This is a genomic window from Sorangiineae bacterium MSr11367, from assembly GCA_037157805.1.
GTDB lineage: Bacteria > Myxococcota_A > Polyangia > Polyangiales > Polyangiaceae > Pendulispora > Pendulispora rubella.
In genome coordinates, this window is record CP089983.1 from 10,767,215 (window position 1) to 10,783,670 (window position 16,456).

14 protein-coding genes are annotated in these 16,456 nt (G+C 62.6%); 10 read left to right on the forward strand and 4 right to left on the reverse strand.

Features of this window, described 5'->3' with window-relative positions; all coding sequences use genetic code 11:
* Positions 1-19: 19 nt before the first annotated feature.
* The 5 genes from LVJ94_41610 to LVJ94_41630 all read left to right on the forward strand — a co-directional run bounded on the left by LVJ94_41610 (position 20) and on the right by LVJ94_41630 (position 5,503).
* On the forward strand, positions 20-253 hold the full coding sequence (locus LVJ94_41610; GenBank protein ID WXB03390.1) for a hypothetical protein: 234 nt from the start codon (positions 20-22) through the stop codon (positions 251-253).
* Positions 254-708: 455 nt separating this feature from the next.
* The gene (locus LVJ94_41615) at positions 709-1,548 is read left to right on the forward strand and encodes a MetQ/NlpA family ABC transporter substrate-binding protein (protein WXB03391.1); all 840 of its coding nucleotides are present in this window, start codon (positions 709-711) and stop codon (positions 1,546-1,548) included.
* A gap of 17 nt (positions 1,549-1,565) precedes the next feature.
* Positions 1,566-3,092 carry an FAD-dependent oxidoreductase gene (locus LVJ94_41620; protein WXB03392.1) on the forward strand — a complete coding sequence of 509 codons (1,527 nt, stop codon included), beginning with the start codon at positions 1,566-1,568 and terminating at the stop codon, positions 3,090-3,092.
* Positions 3,089-4,399, forward strand: a complete 1,311-nt coding sequence (locus LVJ94_41625) for an APC family permease (GenBank protein WXB03393.1) — start codon at positions 3,089-3,091, stop codon at positions 4,397-4,399. Before LVJ94_41620 ends, LVJ94_41625 begins: the two co-directional genes overlap by 4 nt.
* 3 nt (positions 4,400-4,402) lie before the next feature.
* Positions 4,403-5,503, forward strand: coding sequence for an aromatic ring-hydroxylating dioxygenase subunit alpha (locus LVJ94_41630; protein WXB03394.1), 1,101 nt, complete (start codon positions 4,403-4,405; stop codon positions 5,501-5,503).
* Here LVJ94_41630 and LVJ94_41635 read toward each other — a convergent pair.
* Positions 5,500-6,372 carry a LysR family transcriptional regulator gene (locus tag LVJ94_41635; protein ID WXB03395.1) on the reverse strand — a complete coding sequence of 291 codons (873 nt, stop codon included), beginning with the start codon at positions 6,370-6,372 and terminating at the stop codon, positions 5,500-5,502. The two genes, LVJ94_41630 and LVJ94_41635, sit on opposite strands and share 4 nt — an antisense overlap.
* A 153-nt stretch (positions 6,373-6,525) precedes the next feature.
* Here LVJ94_41635 and LVJ94_41640 point away from each other — a divergent pair, with 153 nt between their 5' ends.
* From LVJ94_41640 to LVJ94_41660, 5 genes are read left to right on the forward strand one after another with little or no spacing between them, the layout of a single operon-like run.
* Positions 6,526-8,397: a DUF1588 domain-containing protein gene (locus tag LVJ94_41640; GenBank protein ID WXB03396.1), complete on the forward strand. Its 1,872-nt coding sequence runs from the start codon at positions 6,526-6,528 to the stop codon at positions 8,395-8,397.
* The gene (locus tag LVJ94_41645; protein WXB03397.1) at positions 8,394-9,080 is read left to right on the forward strand and encodes a hypothetical protein; all 687 of its coding nucleotides are present in this window, start codon (positions 8,394-8,396) and stop codon (positions 9,078-9,080) included. Before LVJ94_41640 ends, LVJ94_41645 begins: the two co-directional genes overlap by 4 nt.
* Positions 9,081-9,097: 17 nt before the next feature.
* Positions 9,098-10,492 (forward strand): DUF1501 domain-containing protein, encoded by a 1,395-nt coding sequence (locus LVJ94_41650; GenBank protein WXB03398.1) that lies wholly within the window; start codon positions 9,098-9,100, stop codon positions 10,490-10,492.
* Between the two features lie 33 nt (positions 10,493-10,525).
* Positions 10,526-11,365, forward strand: a complete 840-nt coding sequence (locus LVJ94_41655; protein WXB03399.1) for a matrixin family metalloprotease — start codon at positions 10,526-10,528, stop codon at positions 11,363-11,365.
* Positions 11,366-11,367: 2 nt separating this feature from the next.
* The gene (locus LVJ94_41660; protein WXB03400.1) at positions 11,368-12,414 is read left to right on the forward strand and encodes a hypothetical protein; all 1,047 of its coding nucleotides are present in this window, start codon (positions 11,368-11,370) and stop codon (positions 12,412-12,414) included.
* 171 nt (positions 12,415-12,585) lie between these two features.
* On the opposite strand, the gene LVJ94_41665 is transcribed toward LVJ94_41660, so the two are convergent.
* The 3 genes from LVJ94_41665 to LVJ94_41675 form a co-directional block, all read right to left on the reverse strand.
* Positions 12,586-13,566 (reverse strand): hypothetical protein, encoded by a 981-nt coding sequence (locus tag LVJ94_41665; GenBank protein ID WXB03401.1) that lies wholly within the window; start codon positions 13,564-13,566, stop codon positions 12,586-12,588.
* A gap of 531 nt (positions 13,567-14,097) precedes the next feature.
* Positions 14,098-14,886 (reverse strand): IclR family transcriptional regulator, encoded by a 789-nt coding sequence (locus tag LVJ94_41670; protein WXB03402.1) that lies wholly within the window; start codon positions 14,884-14,886, stop codon positions 14,098-14,100.
* Positions 14,887-14,944: 58 nt separating this feature from the next.
* Complete coding sequence (locus LVJ94_41675; protein ID WXB03403.1) at positions 14,945-16,438, reverse strand: aldehyde dehydrogenase family protein; 1,494 nt, start codon at positions 16,436-16,438, stop codon at positions 14,945-14,947.
* Positions 16,439-16,456: the final 18 nt, after the last annotated feature.

Here is a 16,456-nt window from a genome sequence, read left to right on the forward strand (position 1 = left end):
CGAAGCGAGGTCTTTTCCCATGGCACACATTCTCGAGAGCGAGGCGGAGGCGATCCACGCCGCGCATGAACTCGCCACGCTGGCCGGACGCGATGCATCCCGGCGCGACCGCGAGCGAATCTTCCCCGTGGACGAGTTGGAGAGATTCAGCGCCAGCGACCTGGGGAGCATCACCATTCCCAAAGACTACGGCGGCCCGGGGCTTCCTTCGCGGTGCTCGCCGAATACCACGCCGCAGGCAATTACTATTTGAACGACGAACTGCCGCCCCGCCGCGGCACCCTTTGAGGCCGTTCGATGCCGAAGAAACGAATCTTGCTCAATGCCTTTCAACATGAATTGCGTAGGCCACATCAACCACCGCCTTTGGACGCACCCACGCGACCGCTCCACGGAATACACGTCCCTCGCGTACTGAGAGCTACGAGGACTTCATCGACCTCGTGATTCGCGAATTGCAGAACCGCAGCTCGTACAAAACGGAATACACACCAGGAACCTTCCGACAAAAGCTCTTCGGAGCCGGTGACACATTGCCCGCACAGCACGTCGGGGCCGGCTTTCGGGCGCTTTGAGAGGTTCACAGGAAGACGGGAAGACGGGAAGTTTTTTTTATTGCGCAGAATGCAGACAAAAACCCTCATAAACCTTCCCGTCTTCCCGTCTTCCTGTTCAATCCCCATTCTTCTTCGAAACAGGAGCACCACGATGAATCGCATATTTTCTCCGTCGTGGCCGGGTGCCATTGCGGCCATTGCCATCACGCTTACCCTCGCCTTCGGCGTCCATCGCGCATCCCGTGCCGTCACCCAGCCCAATGCCGCACCGTTGCGGCTGGGCACCACTGGGGCGTTCGTTCCGCCGTTGGAGGCTGCGGTGGCCGAGGCCAAGAAGCAGGGGCTCGAGGTGAAGCTGGTGGAGTTCAGTGACTGGGTCACGCCGAACACGAGCTTGGCCAATGGCGATATCGACGTGAATTATTTCCAGCACGTCCCGTTTTTGGAGAATGCAAAAAAGCAGGGCCACTTCGACCTGGTGCCCTACGCGTCGGGTATTTTGAACAACGTGGGGCTCTATTCGAAGAAGTATAAGAGCTTTGCCGAGCTGCCCGAGGGTGCGCAGGCCGCTATCGCGAACGATCCGGTCAACAGCGGACGCGGTCTGCAACTCTTGGCCAAGGCGGGGCTCATCACCTTGAAGCCGGGTGTTGGCTACAAAGCGACACGGGACGACGTGGTCACCAACCCGAAGCACCTGAGAATCGTCGAGGTGGAAGCCGTACAGCTCGTGCGCGCCTACGACGATGCCGACCTCGTTCAAGGTTATCCGGCCTACATTCGGCTGGCCAAGACCTTCGAGCCGCAGTCAGCGCTGCTGTTCGATGGCCTGGATCACAAGGAATACGTCATTCAGTTCGTCATCCGCCCGGAAAGCCACGACGACCCTCGCCTGCATCAATTCGTGGACATCTACCAACACTCCCCCGCCGTACGCAAAGCGCTCGACGAAGCCCACGGCCATCTTTATCAACCAGGCTGGGAGCTTTAAGGCTTAGACTCGGGGGCGTGAAAACTTCTACTTTGGGCCGGCGTGCCCTCCTTAAGGTTGCAGGCTTTGGCGCCGCCGCGGCGGCGTTTGGTGCGTGCCACGACGATGACGACAACCCCACGAAAATTGGGGAGGTGCTCGACGCCAGCCCCTCGACCTGGGACGAGCTCCGCCGGAAGCTGCGAGGTGACCTCGTGCTACCAGGTGACGCGCGGTACGATACCGTGCGGCGGGCGCACAATACGCTATTCGATACGCAACTTCCGGCGGCGGTGGCCGAGTGCGTAGCGCCCTCCGACGTGCAGGCGTGCATCGAGGCCGCACGCCGCAACGAGGTGCGCGTGGCGGCCCGAAGTGGCGGCCATAGCTTTGGTGGGTATTCCACGGCGCCGGGCAGCCTGGTGGTCGACCTCCATCGACTCTCCAACGTGGTCATCGACTCACCGGACACGGTCATCGTGGCCGCCGGCGCGCAGTTGATTGACGTGTACGCCAAGCTTGCGGAGGCGGGGCGCTGTTTGCCTTCGGGCTCGTGCGCCACGGTGGGCATCTCGGGCATCACGCTCGGCGGCGGCCTCGGCGCGCTCACACGCAAATACGGGCTCACCTGCGATGCGCTGCTCTCCGCGGACATCGTCCTGGCCGACGGCTCGCGCCGCACGGTGAGCCCGCGCGCCGACGAAGATCTGTATTGGGCCCTGCGCGGCGGCGGCGGCGGCAACTTTGGAATCGTCACCTCGTTCACGTTCCGCACGCAACCGGCGCCTCCGGTGCTCACCGTTTTCGGAGTCTCGTTCCCCCGAGGATCCGCGGTCGACGTGCTCGGCGCCTGGCAATTCTGGTACGCGGCCGTCCCCAAGGAACTTTGGTCCAATTGCATCGTCTCCGGCGGTGCAGGCAACCCCGCGGGCATCTACGTCGGAGGGTGCTTCGTGGGCAGCGCCTCCGATCTGGCCCCGCACATCGACAACTTGATTCAACGCGCAGGTGTGCAGCCGTCGAGCCGCTCCGCCACGGAGAAAGGCTACATGGATACCATGATGTACTTCGCTGGCTGCCCGACGCTCACCGTCGAACAATGCCACCTGCGGGGAGAATCCGACGCCGGCGGAGGGCAATTGGACCGCGCCACCTTCGTAGGCTCGTCGCGCGTGATCGCGCAATGGGCGGATTCGCAGAAGGTAGCCGACGTGATGCGGGATCAAGTCACGCTCAACTTGCTCATCGACGGCCTTGGCGGCGCCGTTCAGAACCTCGCACCGCACGCCACGGCGTTCCCACATCGCCAAGCATTGGCCACGGTGCAGGTCTATCGGGGAGCGACCGCCGAGAACCGCGCGGAGTCCGAGCAAGCCGTGGCCCACGTGCAATCGGCGCTGGTGGACGCGGTGGGCTTTGGCGCCTACGTCAATTACATCGACCCGCGCATGGCCGATTGGGGGCAAGCCTATTACGGGGCGAACCTGGCCCGCCTGCAGCAAGTGGCCAAAGTGTACGACGCGGACAAGTTCTTCGATTTCCCGCAAAGCATCCATCGGACATGACCTCGCGCGGCACGCTCCTACGCGTGCTGGGTGTCGGCTTCGGCTTGGCCGTCACCATCGGCAACACCGTCGGCGCCGGCATCCTGCGCACGCCGGGAGAGGTGGCCGCGCAACTTCCCCACACCGCGCTCTTCCTCGCGGTGTGGGTCATCGGCGGTATCTACGCGCTGCTCGGCGCCGTCTCCCTTTCCGAGCTGGGGGCGGCCATTCCGCGCTCCGGCGGGTACTACGTCTTTGCCCACCGCGCCTTCGGTGACTTCGCGGGCTTCGTCGTAGGATGGACCGATTGGCTCGCCCAGTGCGGCTCGCTGGCGGCAACGGCCATCGTCGTCGGCGAGTACGTGTGCGATCTCGCTCCCGCGCTTGGCGGGCGCCACACACATGTTGCCTTGGCAACCGTTGCCATCGTGTCCCTTTTGCAAGCGCGCGGGATCCGCTGGGGCTCTTTCGTGCAGAATGCATCCAGTGCGGCCAAGGCGCTGGTGTTCGCGCTTCTCCTGCTCGCATTCTTCGCATGGGCACCGCCCAGGACCGACCCCACGGTGCCGCTCGCGCTGCCTTCGGAGCCCATGCCACTCGCGGTGGCGATGCTCATCGCACTGCAGGCCGTCATTTACACCTACGACGGCTGGTACGGTGTCATCTATTTCGGTGAGGAGGTGCGCGCTCCCGCGCGCGACGTGCCACGGTCCATGATCGGCGGCGTTCTATCGATCATGGCGCTGTACCTCCTGGTGAACGCGGCGCTGGTGCGGGTGGTTCCCGTCGAAGGTCTAGCGGGGCAGACGTTGGCGATGGGCACGGCCACCCACCGCGTCTTTGGCGAGCGCGGTGCGGTGATCCTTCGCGTGGTGGCCATCGTCAGCATGATCAGCGCCATCAACGCCTACCAATTGATGGGCAGCCGCACCCCCTTGGCCATGGGCCGCGATCGGCTCCTCCCCGAAGCGTTCACGCGCGTCAACGAAGGCGGCACGCCTGCGCTCGGATTGCTCTGCAGCGCGGGCGCGGCCGCTCTCTTCATTTTGACGGGCTCCTTCCAACAAATCGCCGCCGTCATGGCCTTTTTCTTCGTGGCCAACTACGTCATGGCTTTCTTGGCCGTGTTCGTGCTGCGCCGCCGGGAGCCACGATTACCGCGGCCGTATCGCGCCTGGGGATATCCGTACACCACCGGCTTGGCGCTTCTCGTCTCGGTTGCATTCTTGATAGCGGCCGTGCTGGGCGACCCGAGAAATAGCGTATCGTCCTTGCTGGTACTGGCCGCAAGCTATCCCGTGTATCGTTTGGTCCGACGCTTTGGGTGACACATGGAACCTACGCTCGAGCAAATCATCGGCGACTACGACGAGGGGGCACCGCTGGCGGAAGCCTCGACGATCCCGGGCCCCTGGTACACCGATCCGCGCGTGGCCGACTTGGAACGGCGCACCGTGTGGAGCCGCACCTGGCAGCTCGCCGCGCGGGTCGATCAAGTGGCCCTGCCCGGTCAATACGTCACCACGACCATTGCGGGCGAGCCCATCGTCGTGGTCCGTGGGGACGACGGCGCATTGCGTGCGTTCTACAATGTATGCCGCCACCACGCCGCCGCGGTGATGACCCTGCCGGAAGGCCGCGCGCCGCATCTGCGCTGTCCTTACCATGGGTGGACGTACACGCTCGACGGAGCGCTCAAAGGCGTGACGGAGTTTGCGGGCGTCTGCCACTTCGACCGGACGAAGAACGGCTTGGTTCCCGTGCCGCACGTGGCGGTATGGGAGAAATTCGTCATGGTTGCACTGGACGCAGACACGCCGCCACTCGGCGTGTGGCTGGCCAGCCTTCGCGAGCGCGTCACGCCGCTCCACCTGGGAGCCTTGCACTTCGCCGAACGCCGCGTCTTCACTTTGGGCTGCAACTGGAAAGTCTTCATCGACAATTACCTGGACGGCGGCTACCACGTTCCGCACCTGCACAAGGGTTTGAGCAGCATCCTCAAGCACAACGACTACACCATCGAAAACGGCGAGCGCTACTGCGTGCAATCGTCCCCGGTGGATGCAAGTGCCGGCGAAGAAATGACCGCCTCGGTGCGCCAGGGCCAAGCGCACTATTTCTGGCTGTATCCCAACTTGATGCTCAATTGGTACGAGGGATACCTGGATACGAACCTGGTCATCCCCCTCGGCATCGACAAGACGCAGGTCATCTTCGATTTTTACTTCGATGACGTACGCGAGTCCTCCCAAGAGCGCAATCGCCGCAGCATCGACGTCAGCGTGCGCATCCAGGACGAAGACCACGCCATCTGCGAATCGGTCCAGCGCGGCCTGTCGTCCCGTGCGTACCACGCCGGCCGCCTCTCCGTGCGCCGCGAGGCGGGTGAGCATCTCTTTCATCGGCTGCTCGCCAGCGATCTGCGGCGTTAGCCCGCGCCCAACGCTTCGACGAGGAAGTCCGTCACGGCGCGGACCCGTGGAGTCTCGTACCGCGATGGCGGCGATACCACGAAGATGCTGTATCCATTCGGCGGGTAGTCCTCCAGGAGGACCTCCAAGGCGTGCTCGGCCAGCTCCTTCGCCACGATGAAGTCTTTGACCAGGGCGATGCCCAGCCCCGATGTCACTGCATGGCGAATCGCAAGGCTGTTGTTGACGATCAGCGGGCCCCCCACTTTGACACCGACCCGGCCGTCGGGGCCGTCGAACTCCCAATACCCGGGCATCTGCTTGCCGTAACGCAGGCACACGTGATCTTCGAGATCCCGCGGGTGCGTCGGTCGCCCGTGGACCGCAAGGTACGATGGTGCCGCGCACACCACGCGCCGTCCGCCACCAATGCGCCGCACGGTCAGCGTGCTGTCGTCGAGAGGCCGCCGAAAGACGCGAATGCCCAAGTCGAACCCTTCCTCCACGAGATCGACCACGCGGTCATTGAGGACAACGTCCAATTCGACCTCGGGGTATTTCACGGCGAATGGGGCAAAAAGCGGCGAAAGGCGGACGAGACCGAACGCCATGGGCGCACTGATCCGCACGGGACCGCGTGGCACCGTGCGCCAGCTGTTCAGAAGGTGCTCGGCGCCGTCGACCTCTTCGAGAATGCGCTCGCAGCGTTCGAGGTAAAGCCGGCCAGCCTCACTCAGCGAAAGACCGCGCGTATTGCGATGAAGCAACTGCGTCCCCAAGTGGTCTTCCAGTTGTGCAAGCTGCTTGCTCACCCACGTCGGAGTGGTCCGCGCAACACGTGCCGCCCCCGCAAAACTCCCCGTGCTCACGATGCTTCGAAAGATCCGCATACCGCGTAAAACATCCATGAATAGCGAGCACCTTTTGACGTCCTGGGCACCATCACTTCCCTCCCGGATCGACGGTGCACCATGGAAATCGGAAACAGAGTCGAGCTAAACCGTCACATACTCAAACCGATCAGCGCATGCCATGTTCCGTGAATGTTGTCGCGAAATACATGGCTCGCTCTCGCATTGGCGCTTGGGGCCAGTGCCTCATGCCTCTCGGCATGCGACTCCAGTTCGTCCGAGCCAAGCGCTCGCCCGGCGGACACGGACGCAGGGGCCGATGCGCCCTTCGAATGGGATCGACGCCTCTACGTCGACAAGGTGGCCCGAGCCGTTCGGCAAGGGGCGGGCCTTTCGGCGGACGAAGACGTGGAGGCACTGGCCCGTCTCACACCGGATGAAATCGTGGATCATTTCATGAAAGATCCGCGCTTCGTCGATACGGTATTCGACTTCAATCAGTACTTTCTCGGATGGAAGCAAAGCAATCTCAGACGGCCCAATGGCAGTTGGAACGGCGACGCCGTGATTTCGCGCCGTGCGCTTCATGCGGCCTTCGAATTCGAGAAAGGCGGAAATTACCTCAGCCTGCTCGCTTTCGAGCAGCCGCAATATGCGTTTCGGCCAACGCCCGAGGCGCTCGAGGAGGGTGCGCCCGCGATGTCCGATGCCGAGCTTCTTCGACACCACTTGGACGTGGCGCTCAAGGAGGCGGACGACCTTCTCGCGTCGATCCAAGCGGGTATGGACTGGGGAGCATTCTGCAACACGAAGCTCTATATAACCGAGCTCTGGTCTTTCAGTTACATCCTGTTCTCCAGCAGCTACGACGATTTCCCCATCGCCACGGAGTTGGGCCATGTCATGCCCTTGTTCTTCGCCTGCGAGTGGCCCGGTAGCTATTCGGTCGATGCGGCTGTGGAAGTGCGCAAGCTTCGTCAATACGCCATCGAGCTTCACGACTATGCCCAAGAGCTCTTGACGAAACCGGAGCAGACGGGACGCCTGCACGATCTCACGGAGGTGAATCTCCAGCGCCTTCATGCGGAGCGTCTGGCCAAGAATCTCGACTTTCGAGGATTTTGGGAGTCGCTGGACAACTCCTCGACCAATCAAAATCGGCGCCGCGCCGCCTACGTGCTCGATCGCTTCTTCTGCGACGACCTGAAACCCATCGACGCCGCCCTGCCCGCGGCCCACGCCAGCGACCGCCACGCATCGGATCCGGCTTGCAAGTCGTGCCACTACAAGCTCGACCCGATGGCCGGCTTCTTCAAAGAATACGGACGCATCGGTACCAGCCTCGCGGGTCAGCCGAATATGATCTTCGACGACGGAGCCGTCATGAACCAAGAGGCGTACCAGTCGCAATGGAAAGGTACGAGCGGGCGTTCGTGGGACATCGGCTACGTCCGCTCGACCACCGATCCGTCGCTCAATAGCTATGGAGAGAGCCTGGAGGACCTGTTCCGCATCATCGAGGGAGCGCCCGAGGTCAAAGCGTGTCTGACGCGCCGCACGTTCGAATACTTCAATGGCGACGAACAAATCGTCGACCCGGGTTACCTCGCGGGGCTGACGAATTCGTTCATCGAAGAGGCAAAAGCGAATTCTTCCACCGCATTTCGCAATTTGGTCCGCCGCGTCCTCACCAGCCGCACGTTCCGCACGTCGCATCCCCGTTCGGACGAATGTTACGACGTGCCGGATGGCGTGGACGCAACGTCCCGTCCACCGTGCTCGGTGGCCTTCATCCTCCAAAAGAACTGTGCAACGTGCCATTCCGGTGCGGGCGCGCAAGCAGGGCTCGATCTGACCGCGTGGCGCGCCGACGAACAGACGTTTCCTCACCGCGGTCCCGGCGGAGCCTCGTGGCCCGCCCGCGAGACGTTCACCCGCATGCTGGATCGCATTCGGAGTTCGGACCCTGCTCGTCAAATGCCTGCCGGTCGATCCATGCCGCCAAAAGAGCGTGAAGACCTTTATCTCTGGCTCACCGAGCGGCTTGGTGGAGGTGCACCGTGAAAAACCGTGGTCTCCTCGTGCCGAGCCTTCTGCTGCTCCTTGCATGCTCGACCAATTCCGCCCCCAACGACGCCCCCCCGCCCGCACCGACGGCGCAGCCTGCGCGTGACGCCGGCCCGGATCCCCGAAGCGCGCAGTATCGCGGCTACGAGGCTATGAACGAGATCCTCCGTTCGCGATTGGTGGCCAAGCCCGCCTCCTTTGCATTGTCCTCGTACCTCGACGCGCCGGGCGCCGACGCGGGCTCGGGCGTCGGGGCGAACCTCGCGCAGTTGGTGGGGGCATGGAGCGGTAAAGGCACGCTCAACTCGTTTCAGAACGGCACCCCGAATGCCATGAGCTTCTTGATATGGCGAGTTGCGTTTTTGGGATTCGGGAAAGACGTTGCCGCCCTCTGTCCGGGCAGCTCGGCACCGCGCACCGTCGCCAACCTCGAGATTCGAGCGGACCTCGCCGCCGTGGTGCAATCGATCTGCGCTTGGCCCGTGGCCAGCGCGCGGGACGAGGCGGTGCTGCACGCCTTCTGGAACGGGCTCACGGCCTTCGATGCTCCGCAATCCGAGTACGAGGCCTGGCGAGACCACTTCTTGGGCCCGACCTATGCCACGGCCACCGGCGAAACGGTCATCCCGTTCATGGTGACGGCCGCCATGCTCAATCCCTACGTGCTGCTCCAGCCTTGATCCTACGAGATGACACGATGAATCACCCTATCGACCGACACTCTCTCCGACTCGGCCGCCGTGCGCTCCTCGGCGGCGTCGCGAGCACGCTCGGCGCACTCCTGCTTCCGCGCCGCGCTCGCGGCGATGCCGCCGCACCCGGCGAGCCCCATTTCTTCCTGCAGGTGGTCGTCTACGGCGGATTGGACGCGTCCTACTTGTTCGACGGCCTGCCGCTCGCCATGACCGCCGCCGGATTGCAGCGGAATTACATGGGCGTGGAGCCCACCGCATGGGAAGGGCGCGACGGCACGCGAACCTTGGCCGCGTCGCCGACGCAGGTGCTTCGGCCGTTCCAGCAGGATCTCACCATCGTCAACGGTGTCATGACCAGCCTTGGTTTCGACGGCCACGACCAGAATCGCAATTTGCTCGTGACCGGGAATCCATTCGGCGGCGTGCCCGCCATGACGCGATTGAACCGCGAAGCGCCCATCGACTACGTCAAGGTGGGCACGTTCGACGCGGAAGTTCGAGATGCTCGTTTCGTCCCATTGGATGCCGCAACCGCGGCGGGGCTCCAAGCCTCGTTGTCGTCCGCCGGAACGGACACGCCCGATTTCGATGCGTTTCTCCAAACGCGTTGTTCGCAAGCGTCGGCATCAGGCGTGAGTCGCTTTTCCAACGGAGCCAGGATCCTCGGGGGTGCGGCGGCCCAGAGCACGTCCCTCGCGGAACGCATTCGCGCGCTCCAGCTGCCGGCACTCGCCACGTCAGACGCGCCCACCGACGAGGTGAAACTCGAACGAAACCTGGTCATGATCGGCGAATTCTTTCGGCGCGGCATCACCAACTCGTGCATGCTCGACGTGACGGGCGACATGGACCTCGACACCCATTCGCCGTCCGAAACGAAGAAACAGCTTCCCATGTACGAGGCGATCACCAAGAGCCTCGCCCAGATTCTCGCTTATTTGAAGAAGACCGCCTTCGACGAGCGCCGAACATTGTTCGACGTGACCACCGTCATGTTTGCGTCCGAGTTCAGCCGCACGATGCGCCGAACCGGGTCTCCGGTGGACGATACGGGCACCGACCACAATACGTTGGCAAGCACGGTTCTCCTCGCAGGAAAGGGCATCGCGCCAGGCATGGTGCTCGGCGGCTCGGACTTTCGAACGCCGGCCGAAGAACTGTCGGGCGCCCACCTGTCACTGGACCCTGCGCGCATCAAGCGCATGGGGCTGCCCATCGACTTGGCCACCGGTCGTTCCACCGAGGCCAAACCCGCCCAATACACACCGGGCGCATACTTGGGACTCGCCTCGGTCATCAACACGGTCTATTCCCTATTTGGCGTCGACCGCCAATATTTTTGGGAAGCTGCGCGCGACCAGCCTGCGCCCGTGTTCCCGGCGCTCCTAAAGAGATAAGATCATTTTTCACCCTCATCATAAAGAGGTTACATGCCAACCAAGTCGTCCCTCGCCATCGCGGTGGGAATCGTTGCGTTTCTTTCGAACAACTGTGCATCCGAGACCACTTCCGACGATGGGGGCGAGGTCACGGCCAGCACGGGGAAGACCTTCGAAGAATGGAAAAAGACGGTCCAGCGGGACCCGGACGGCGTTTGGATCGTCGACGGCGACATTCCCATCCATAGCGAGGAAAAGCTGCTGGCCTTTTTCGAGAAGTACGTGCAGCAAGGCGCACTCCTCGTGTCGAACGAAAACGGCATCGACTCGAAATGGGGTGAGCGTCAGAAACGGCGTATCACGTACTGCGTGAGCAAAGCGTCCTTCGGTCCGGATTACGACCGCGTCGTCCGAGCGATAGCCCAGGCCACCCGTGACTGGGCGGAGGTCGCGGATATCCGTTTCATCCACGTGCGTGAGCAAGATGGCGATTGCACGGTGCAGAACGAGCGTGTCGTTTTCAATGCCCGCATCGGCGGCAGCGATTTTTCGGGTCGCGCCTTTTTCCCCTTCAATGTGCGCAGCGAACGGGAGCTGCTCATCGGCCCCACGGCGGCCGCGGGCGGCTCGAGCCCCTTGGGGCCGTACACCCTGCGGGGCCTTCTGCGGCACGAGCTGGGTCATGCGTTGGGCTTCCGCCACGAACAGACGCGACCGGAAGCGAATGCGGCGGATTGCTTCGAAGACAACGATTGGCGCGCGTTGACGAAGTACGATTCCGCGTCGGTCATGCACTATGCTTGGTGCGGCAACGGTTCGAACACCGGCGATATGGACATCACCGCACTCGATGCCGAGGGCGCCGCGAAACTTTACGGCAAGCCGCGATGACCATGATTCGTAAACCTTGGCGCCACTTGTGCACCGCCGCTGGCCTTCTCGCAGTTCCCCTATTCGGCACCATGGCGTGCAGCTCCGAGGCACCGGATGAAACGGTCTCCGTCGCGCAAACGGTGCAGACGACGGGCCCCGGCGCCGTAGCCCCCGATCCGACGGATTTCGGTCCGCGGCCGGTGGTCAGTGCGGAATATCGCTTTCCGGCAAGCCGAGACCCCGACATCTACGCCCACGCCGATACGGAACTTTGGGCGGCAGTCTACCGGCCGAAGTCGATGGCAGGGGGTCCACACCCCATCATCGTGTTTCTGCATGGGAATCATGCTACCTGCGGCAAGGGCACGAATCCGCGCGTCGACGACGATTGCCAGTACACGGCTACCGGTACGTGCCCCGAAGGGTACGAAATGGCGCCGAGTTACCTTGGGTACGCGTACGCGGCCGAGCGCCTTGCCTCGCACGGATACGTCGTCGTATCCATCAATGCCAATCGCGGAATCACCTGCGGCGACGTGGATCCCGACGGCGGTGACCGCGGACTGAACCTGGCACGCGGCCGCCTCATTCTGAAGCACTTGCAGCGCCTCAGCGAGTGGAACGCCAACGGCGGTACGCCAGCATCACTCGGAGTGGAGCTCCGAGGTAAGCTGGATTTCTCACAGCTAGGCCTCGTGGGGCATTCGCGCGGCGGTGAAGGAAGCCGCGCCGCCTACAACCTTTACCGGGATCCCGGGAGCACGTGGCCAACGAAGATTCGGAGCCCCGTCTCGTTCCGCGCTATTTTCGAAATTGGCCCTGTCGATGGCCAAACGTCGCGTACCCTGAATGCGGATGGCACGACATGGTCCGTGCTTTTGCCCATGTGCGACGGCGACGTCGACAATTTGTCGGGTATCAGGCCCTACGACCGCATGCTCCAGATTCCGACGGAGACACCGGCTAGGCCCAAATCGACATTTACGGTCTGGGGGGCGAATCACAATTTCTACAACACCGAGTGGCAAGAGACGGACTCGTCGGGGTGCCTCGGCCACGTCGAATAGGGTCTACCGGCTGGAACCAGGCGAAGTAGGCCTACTTCGCCTGTCGTCACGTGGACAAGAGCAGCAATCTCTCGAAGGGGAGAGAGGTGTCCGGTCAATCGACGCCAGTGTCCCGTTGACCTGCCGATGGACAAGCCGATGGACAAAAGGATAACCGGCGCGCTGGAGGAATTACTCGACGTCGACGATATGGGTATCCCTTTTCGTTCCCGCTTCGGCGGTCGGATACGATACGACGACCTTGTAGCGCCCTCGGACCATGTCATATCCGGTGTGGGTTGGCGCCCCTTGCAAGCTGCTGTTGCATGAGCTGACGATACTCCGGTCCGCGAAGGTCTCCTTGCCACTGGCGTCCGTTCCGGTCTTGGGAAAGACTTCGTACGCGCCGCGAACCATTTTCGTGGAACCGTCGTTCTGCCGTACGGCCACGTCTTCGACGTCGAGACGTCCGATTTGATACGTCACCGGCCCCTCCCCGAGGGCGCCCAGCGGAAGAACGACGGTGCCGCCGACGAGTGAAAGGGTGTATGAGGCGGTCGTATATTTATATCGGCCCACGTCCCTGAACGCATTTTCCTGCAGCCCGAAGTCCAAGTAGTAGCCCTTCCCATCCACGGTGGTGCGCAGCGTGTAGCTGGGAGCGCCGCCACCGGTCGAAGAGCAGGAGGCCGAAGGCATCGCGCGTACCGCTGGGGCGGCGATTCTTACCACTTGCCGGTCCGCGTAGTCGCCCAGCTTGGCGACCTTATTTTCGTCGGCCGCCACGACGAAGTCATTGCCATCCGCCTGACCGAGACCGTAACTCACGGAATAATGACCGGGCATGACGGCATAGGGACGTGTTCCGTCGGAAAGGTCGTAGCGCAAAGCGGGCCTACCCTGCGTAAACAAGTGCGCTGCGAACTCTTGCGAGGTCGGACCGAGTCCGAGGGTCGCGGGAGGCCCGTTCATGACGTCGAAGGCAATGAGACCGGTATGGACCGTCGTCAGTTGGTTCTTCTCGATTTGCGTCGTGGTCGACGAGATCACGACGCCTGATTCGAGAATGACGGACGCTCTTCCTACAGCGAGCGGTCCGATTTCCTGTCCGAGCTCCCCGGACAACGAGTCGAGCACCTTCACTTTGCCTCCCGTGAATCCGTCCGGCGCCACCACTTTGAGCCTGCCCGGTGAATCCGAACCATCGGGCTCTATGGTCGTTTCCTGGTCCTGACGATCGTCATTCGAAGCCGGATCTCTGGAAGAAATACCACACGCAACGAGAGCGCCTGACACGACGACGAGAAAAGCAAAGGAGGTGCATCTGGGGATCGATGGCATGTAAAACCTCGTTATCGACAAACGATTGAATACAACTTGCGGACATGCCCAATTTCGCACCAAAGCAATTCATTCATTGCACACAACCGTGCACTCGAGACATGTCATGCATTCGTACGGCGATACGTTCCATTCCTTCCTCGCCCTACGAGCATTTGCACAAACCATCGAAGACAACTTCCCACGCGCGCTCTTACTAATAGCGCTATCGCAAGCACGATCATCGAGCCTCATAAGCTGGCCCCATGAGCCATTCACACATACTCATGGTGAGAATTGTAACTTCCCACCATTCAGAGCGACAAAATCGGCATTCGCCGCGCCGTCGCAGTGGAACGACTGTCGTGCCGGGCCGTTGGTGTATCAAGCACCCAAGAGCGTAAGCTGGGCGCTGATTTCGTCGGCCGCGCCTCGCAAAATTTCGATGATCTCGCCGATGCGATCCGAGTTCATGCGGAAGTCAGGCGCCGCAACGGCCAATCCGGCAACGACGGAGCGCTCCGCCCCACGAATCGGCACCGAGATGCCAACCGCGTGCGGGTCGAGCTGCCCGTGAGCAACGTAATAGCCATTGCGGCGAATCTTCGCGAGCTCGGTCCGTAGTTTCGCAGGATCGGTGATGGTCGCCTTGGTGAACCTCGGCAAGGGGTGTCGATCAATCAGCTCGCGGAGCTCGTCTTCGGGTTGCCATGCGAGCAGAATCAGCCCAGCGGCACCGGCATTGAGCGGCATGACGTCCCCCCGCTCGTACGACAATCGGATTCGGTGCGGTCTGTCTTCGCGTTCCAAACAGACCACGCGATCGCCACTGAGGCGCGTCACGATGACCGTCTCGTCCACTTGATCGGCGATCCGCTTCATGAACGGTACGGCCACCTTGGTGAGGTCCCACCCGTGGCGGGCGATCTGCGCCAGCGCCAAAATATGCGGCCCGAGCCGGAAGCCGCCATCCCCATCTTCCGCGGTAACCAGCCCGGATGCCGTCAGGCTCTCCAAATACCGATACGCCGTACTCCTCGCCACACCGAGTTGGCTGGCGACGTAGCTGGCGGACAGTACCGGGTGCTCGCGGTCGAACAACAAGAGCGTGTCGAGCGTGCGATCGGAACTGGCGTTGCGCGGGCGCCCGGCACCTCGGTTACTGTCGCTCACATGGACATCCTACACGTTCTCGGCTCGACATGGCACGCTGCTGCTGCACGGATGAACGTCATATTGGGAAGTTCGCCCGATGCAGGACGTGCTTGCATTCTTGAAATGCTTCGATGCCCCCAAAGCCATTGAGACGTCCCAATCCGCTCTGTTTGACGCCGCCCTCTTCGAATTGGTCGAGGATGACGCCATGGGTGTTGAACCACACGGTACCGGCGCGCAGCCTTCTCGAAATGCGGGCGGCGCGATCGATGTCGCGCGTGAAGACGCTCGCGGAGAGGCCGTAGGTGGTGGCGTTGGCGCGATGCACGGCCTCGTCTTCACTTTCGAACGATTCGAGCGTCAACACCGGACCGAAGACTTCTTCCTGCACGATGGGCGCGTGCACGTCGCTTATGGCCACAAGGCTTGGGCGGTAGAAGGCGCCTTTGGCGAGGTGGCCGAGGGCGGGCCCGCCGCGAACGATGACCTCGGCATAGGTCTCCGCCTTGCGCACGATGGCGTCGACGCGCGCGACGTTCGGGCGGTCGATGAGCGGGCCCATTTGGCTCGAAGGATCGCGGCTCGGCCCCACCACCCTCCCGGCGAGCGCAGCGGCCAATCGCTCGCGCACCTCGTCGTAACGGGACCGGTGGACCAGCACGCGGCTCGAAGCCATGCAGAATTGCCCGGCGAACAGCGTGCCGGCCGTGACGATCGTCGGAATGGCGGATTCGAGGTCGGCATCCTCGAGAAGCAGCGCCGGCGACTTGCCCCCGAGCTCGAGATTCAACCGCTTGAGGGTCTCGGCGCCGGATGCCATGATCTGCCGCCCGACGCGCGTGCTCCCCGTGTAGCTGATCACGTCGACTTCGGGCGCGCGAACGAGCCATTGTGCGCCGCCGCTCTCGCTTTCGATGAATCCGTTCACCACGCCGCGCGGCAAACTCGGTAGCGTCGACAAACCGCGAAAGAGCAGCCCGGTCGTGAGCGCCGTCTGCGCGGCCGCCTTGATGACCACCGTGCAGCCCGCGGCAAGCGCAGGTGCCAGCGAGCGCACGAGCAGGATCACGGGCGAGTTCCACGGAACGATGATACCCGCGACTCCGATGGGCTCGCGAATCATGGTCGAGTAGAAGCCCGGTTCAACGTCGGCTGCCCGTCCAAAATCGATTCGCGCAAGGGCGGCCGCATAACGAATTTTGGTCACCGAGTGGTCGACCTCCATGGCAGCCTCTCGGAGCAATTTGCCATTCTCACGCGAGAGGATCGCGATGAGAGGCTCGCGGTGGGCCACGAACCACGCGGCCATCTCGTCCAGCACCTGGGCGCGGAGCATGCGATCGCGCGACCATGACGTTTCGTCGAAGGTGCGGCGCGCGACAGCGATGGCCACGCGCGCCTCTTCGGTACCCGCGTCGTGGTACAGACCGAGCAACGTGTCGTCCGCCGGATCGTGCGATTCGCGTAGCGGCGCCTTTTCGAGGAATTCGCCATCGATCCAGGGCTTGGCGCGAAGTTCTTCCGCAAGCGTCGTCGACCCGCCGGCATTGTTCGTACTGCCTGTATTCATGTCAGTCTCTCCTAGTGG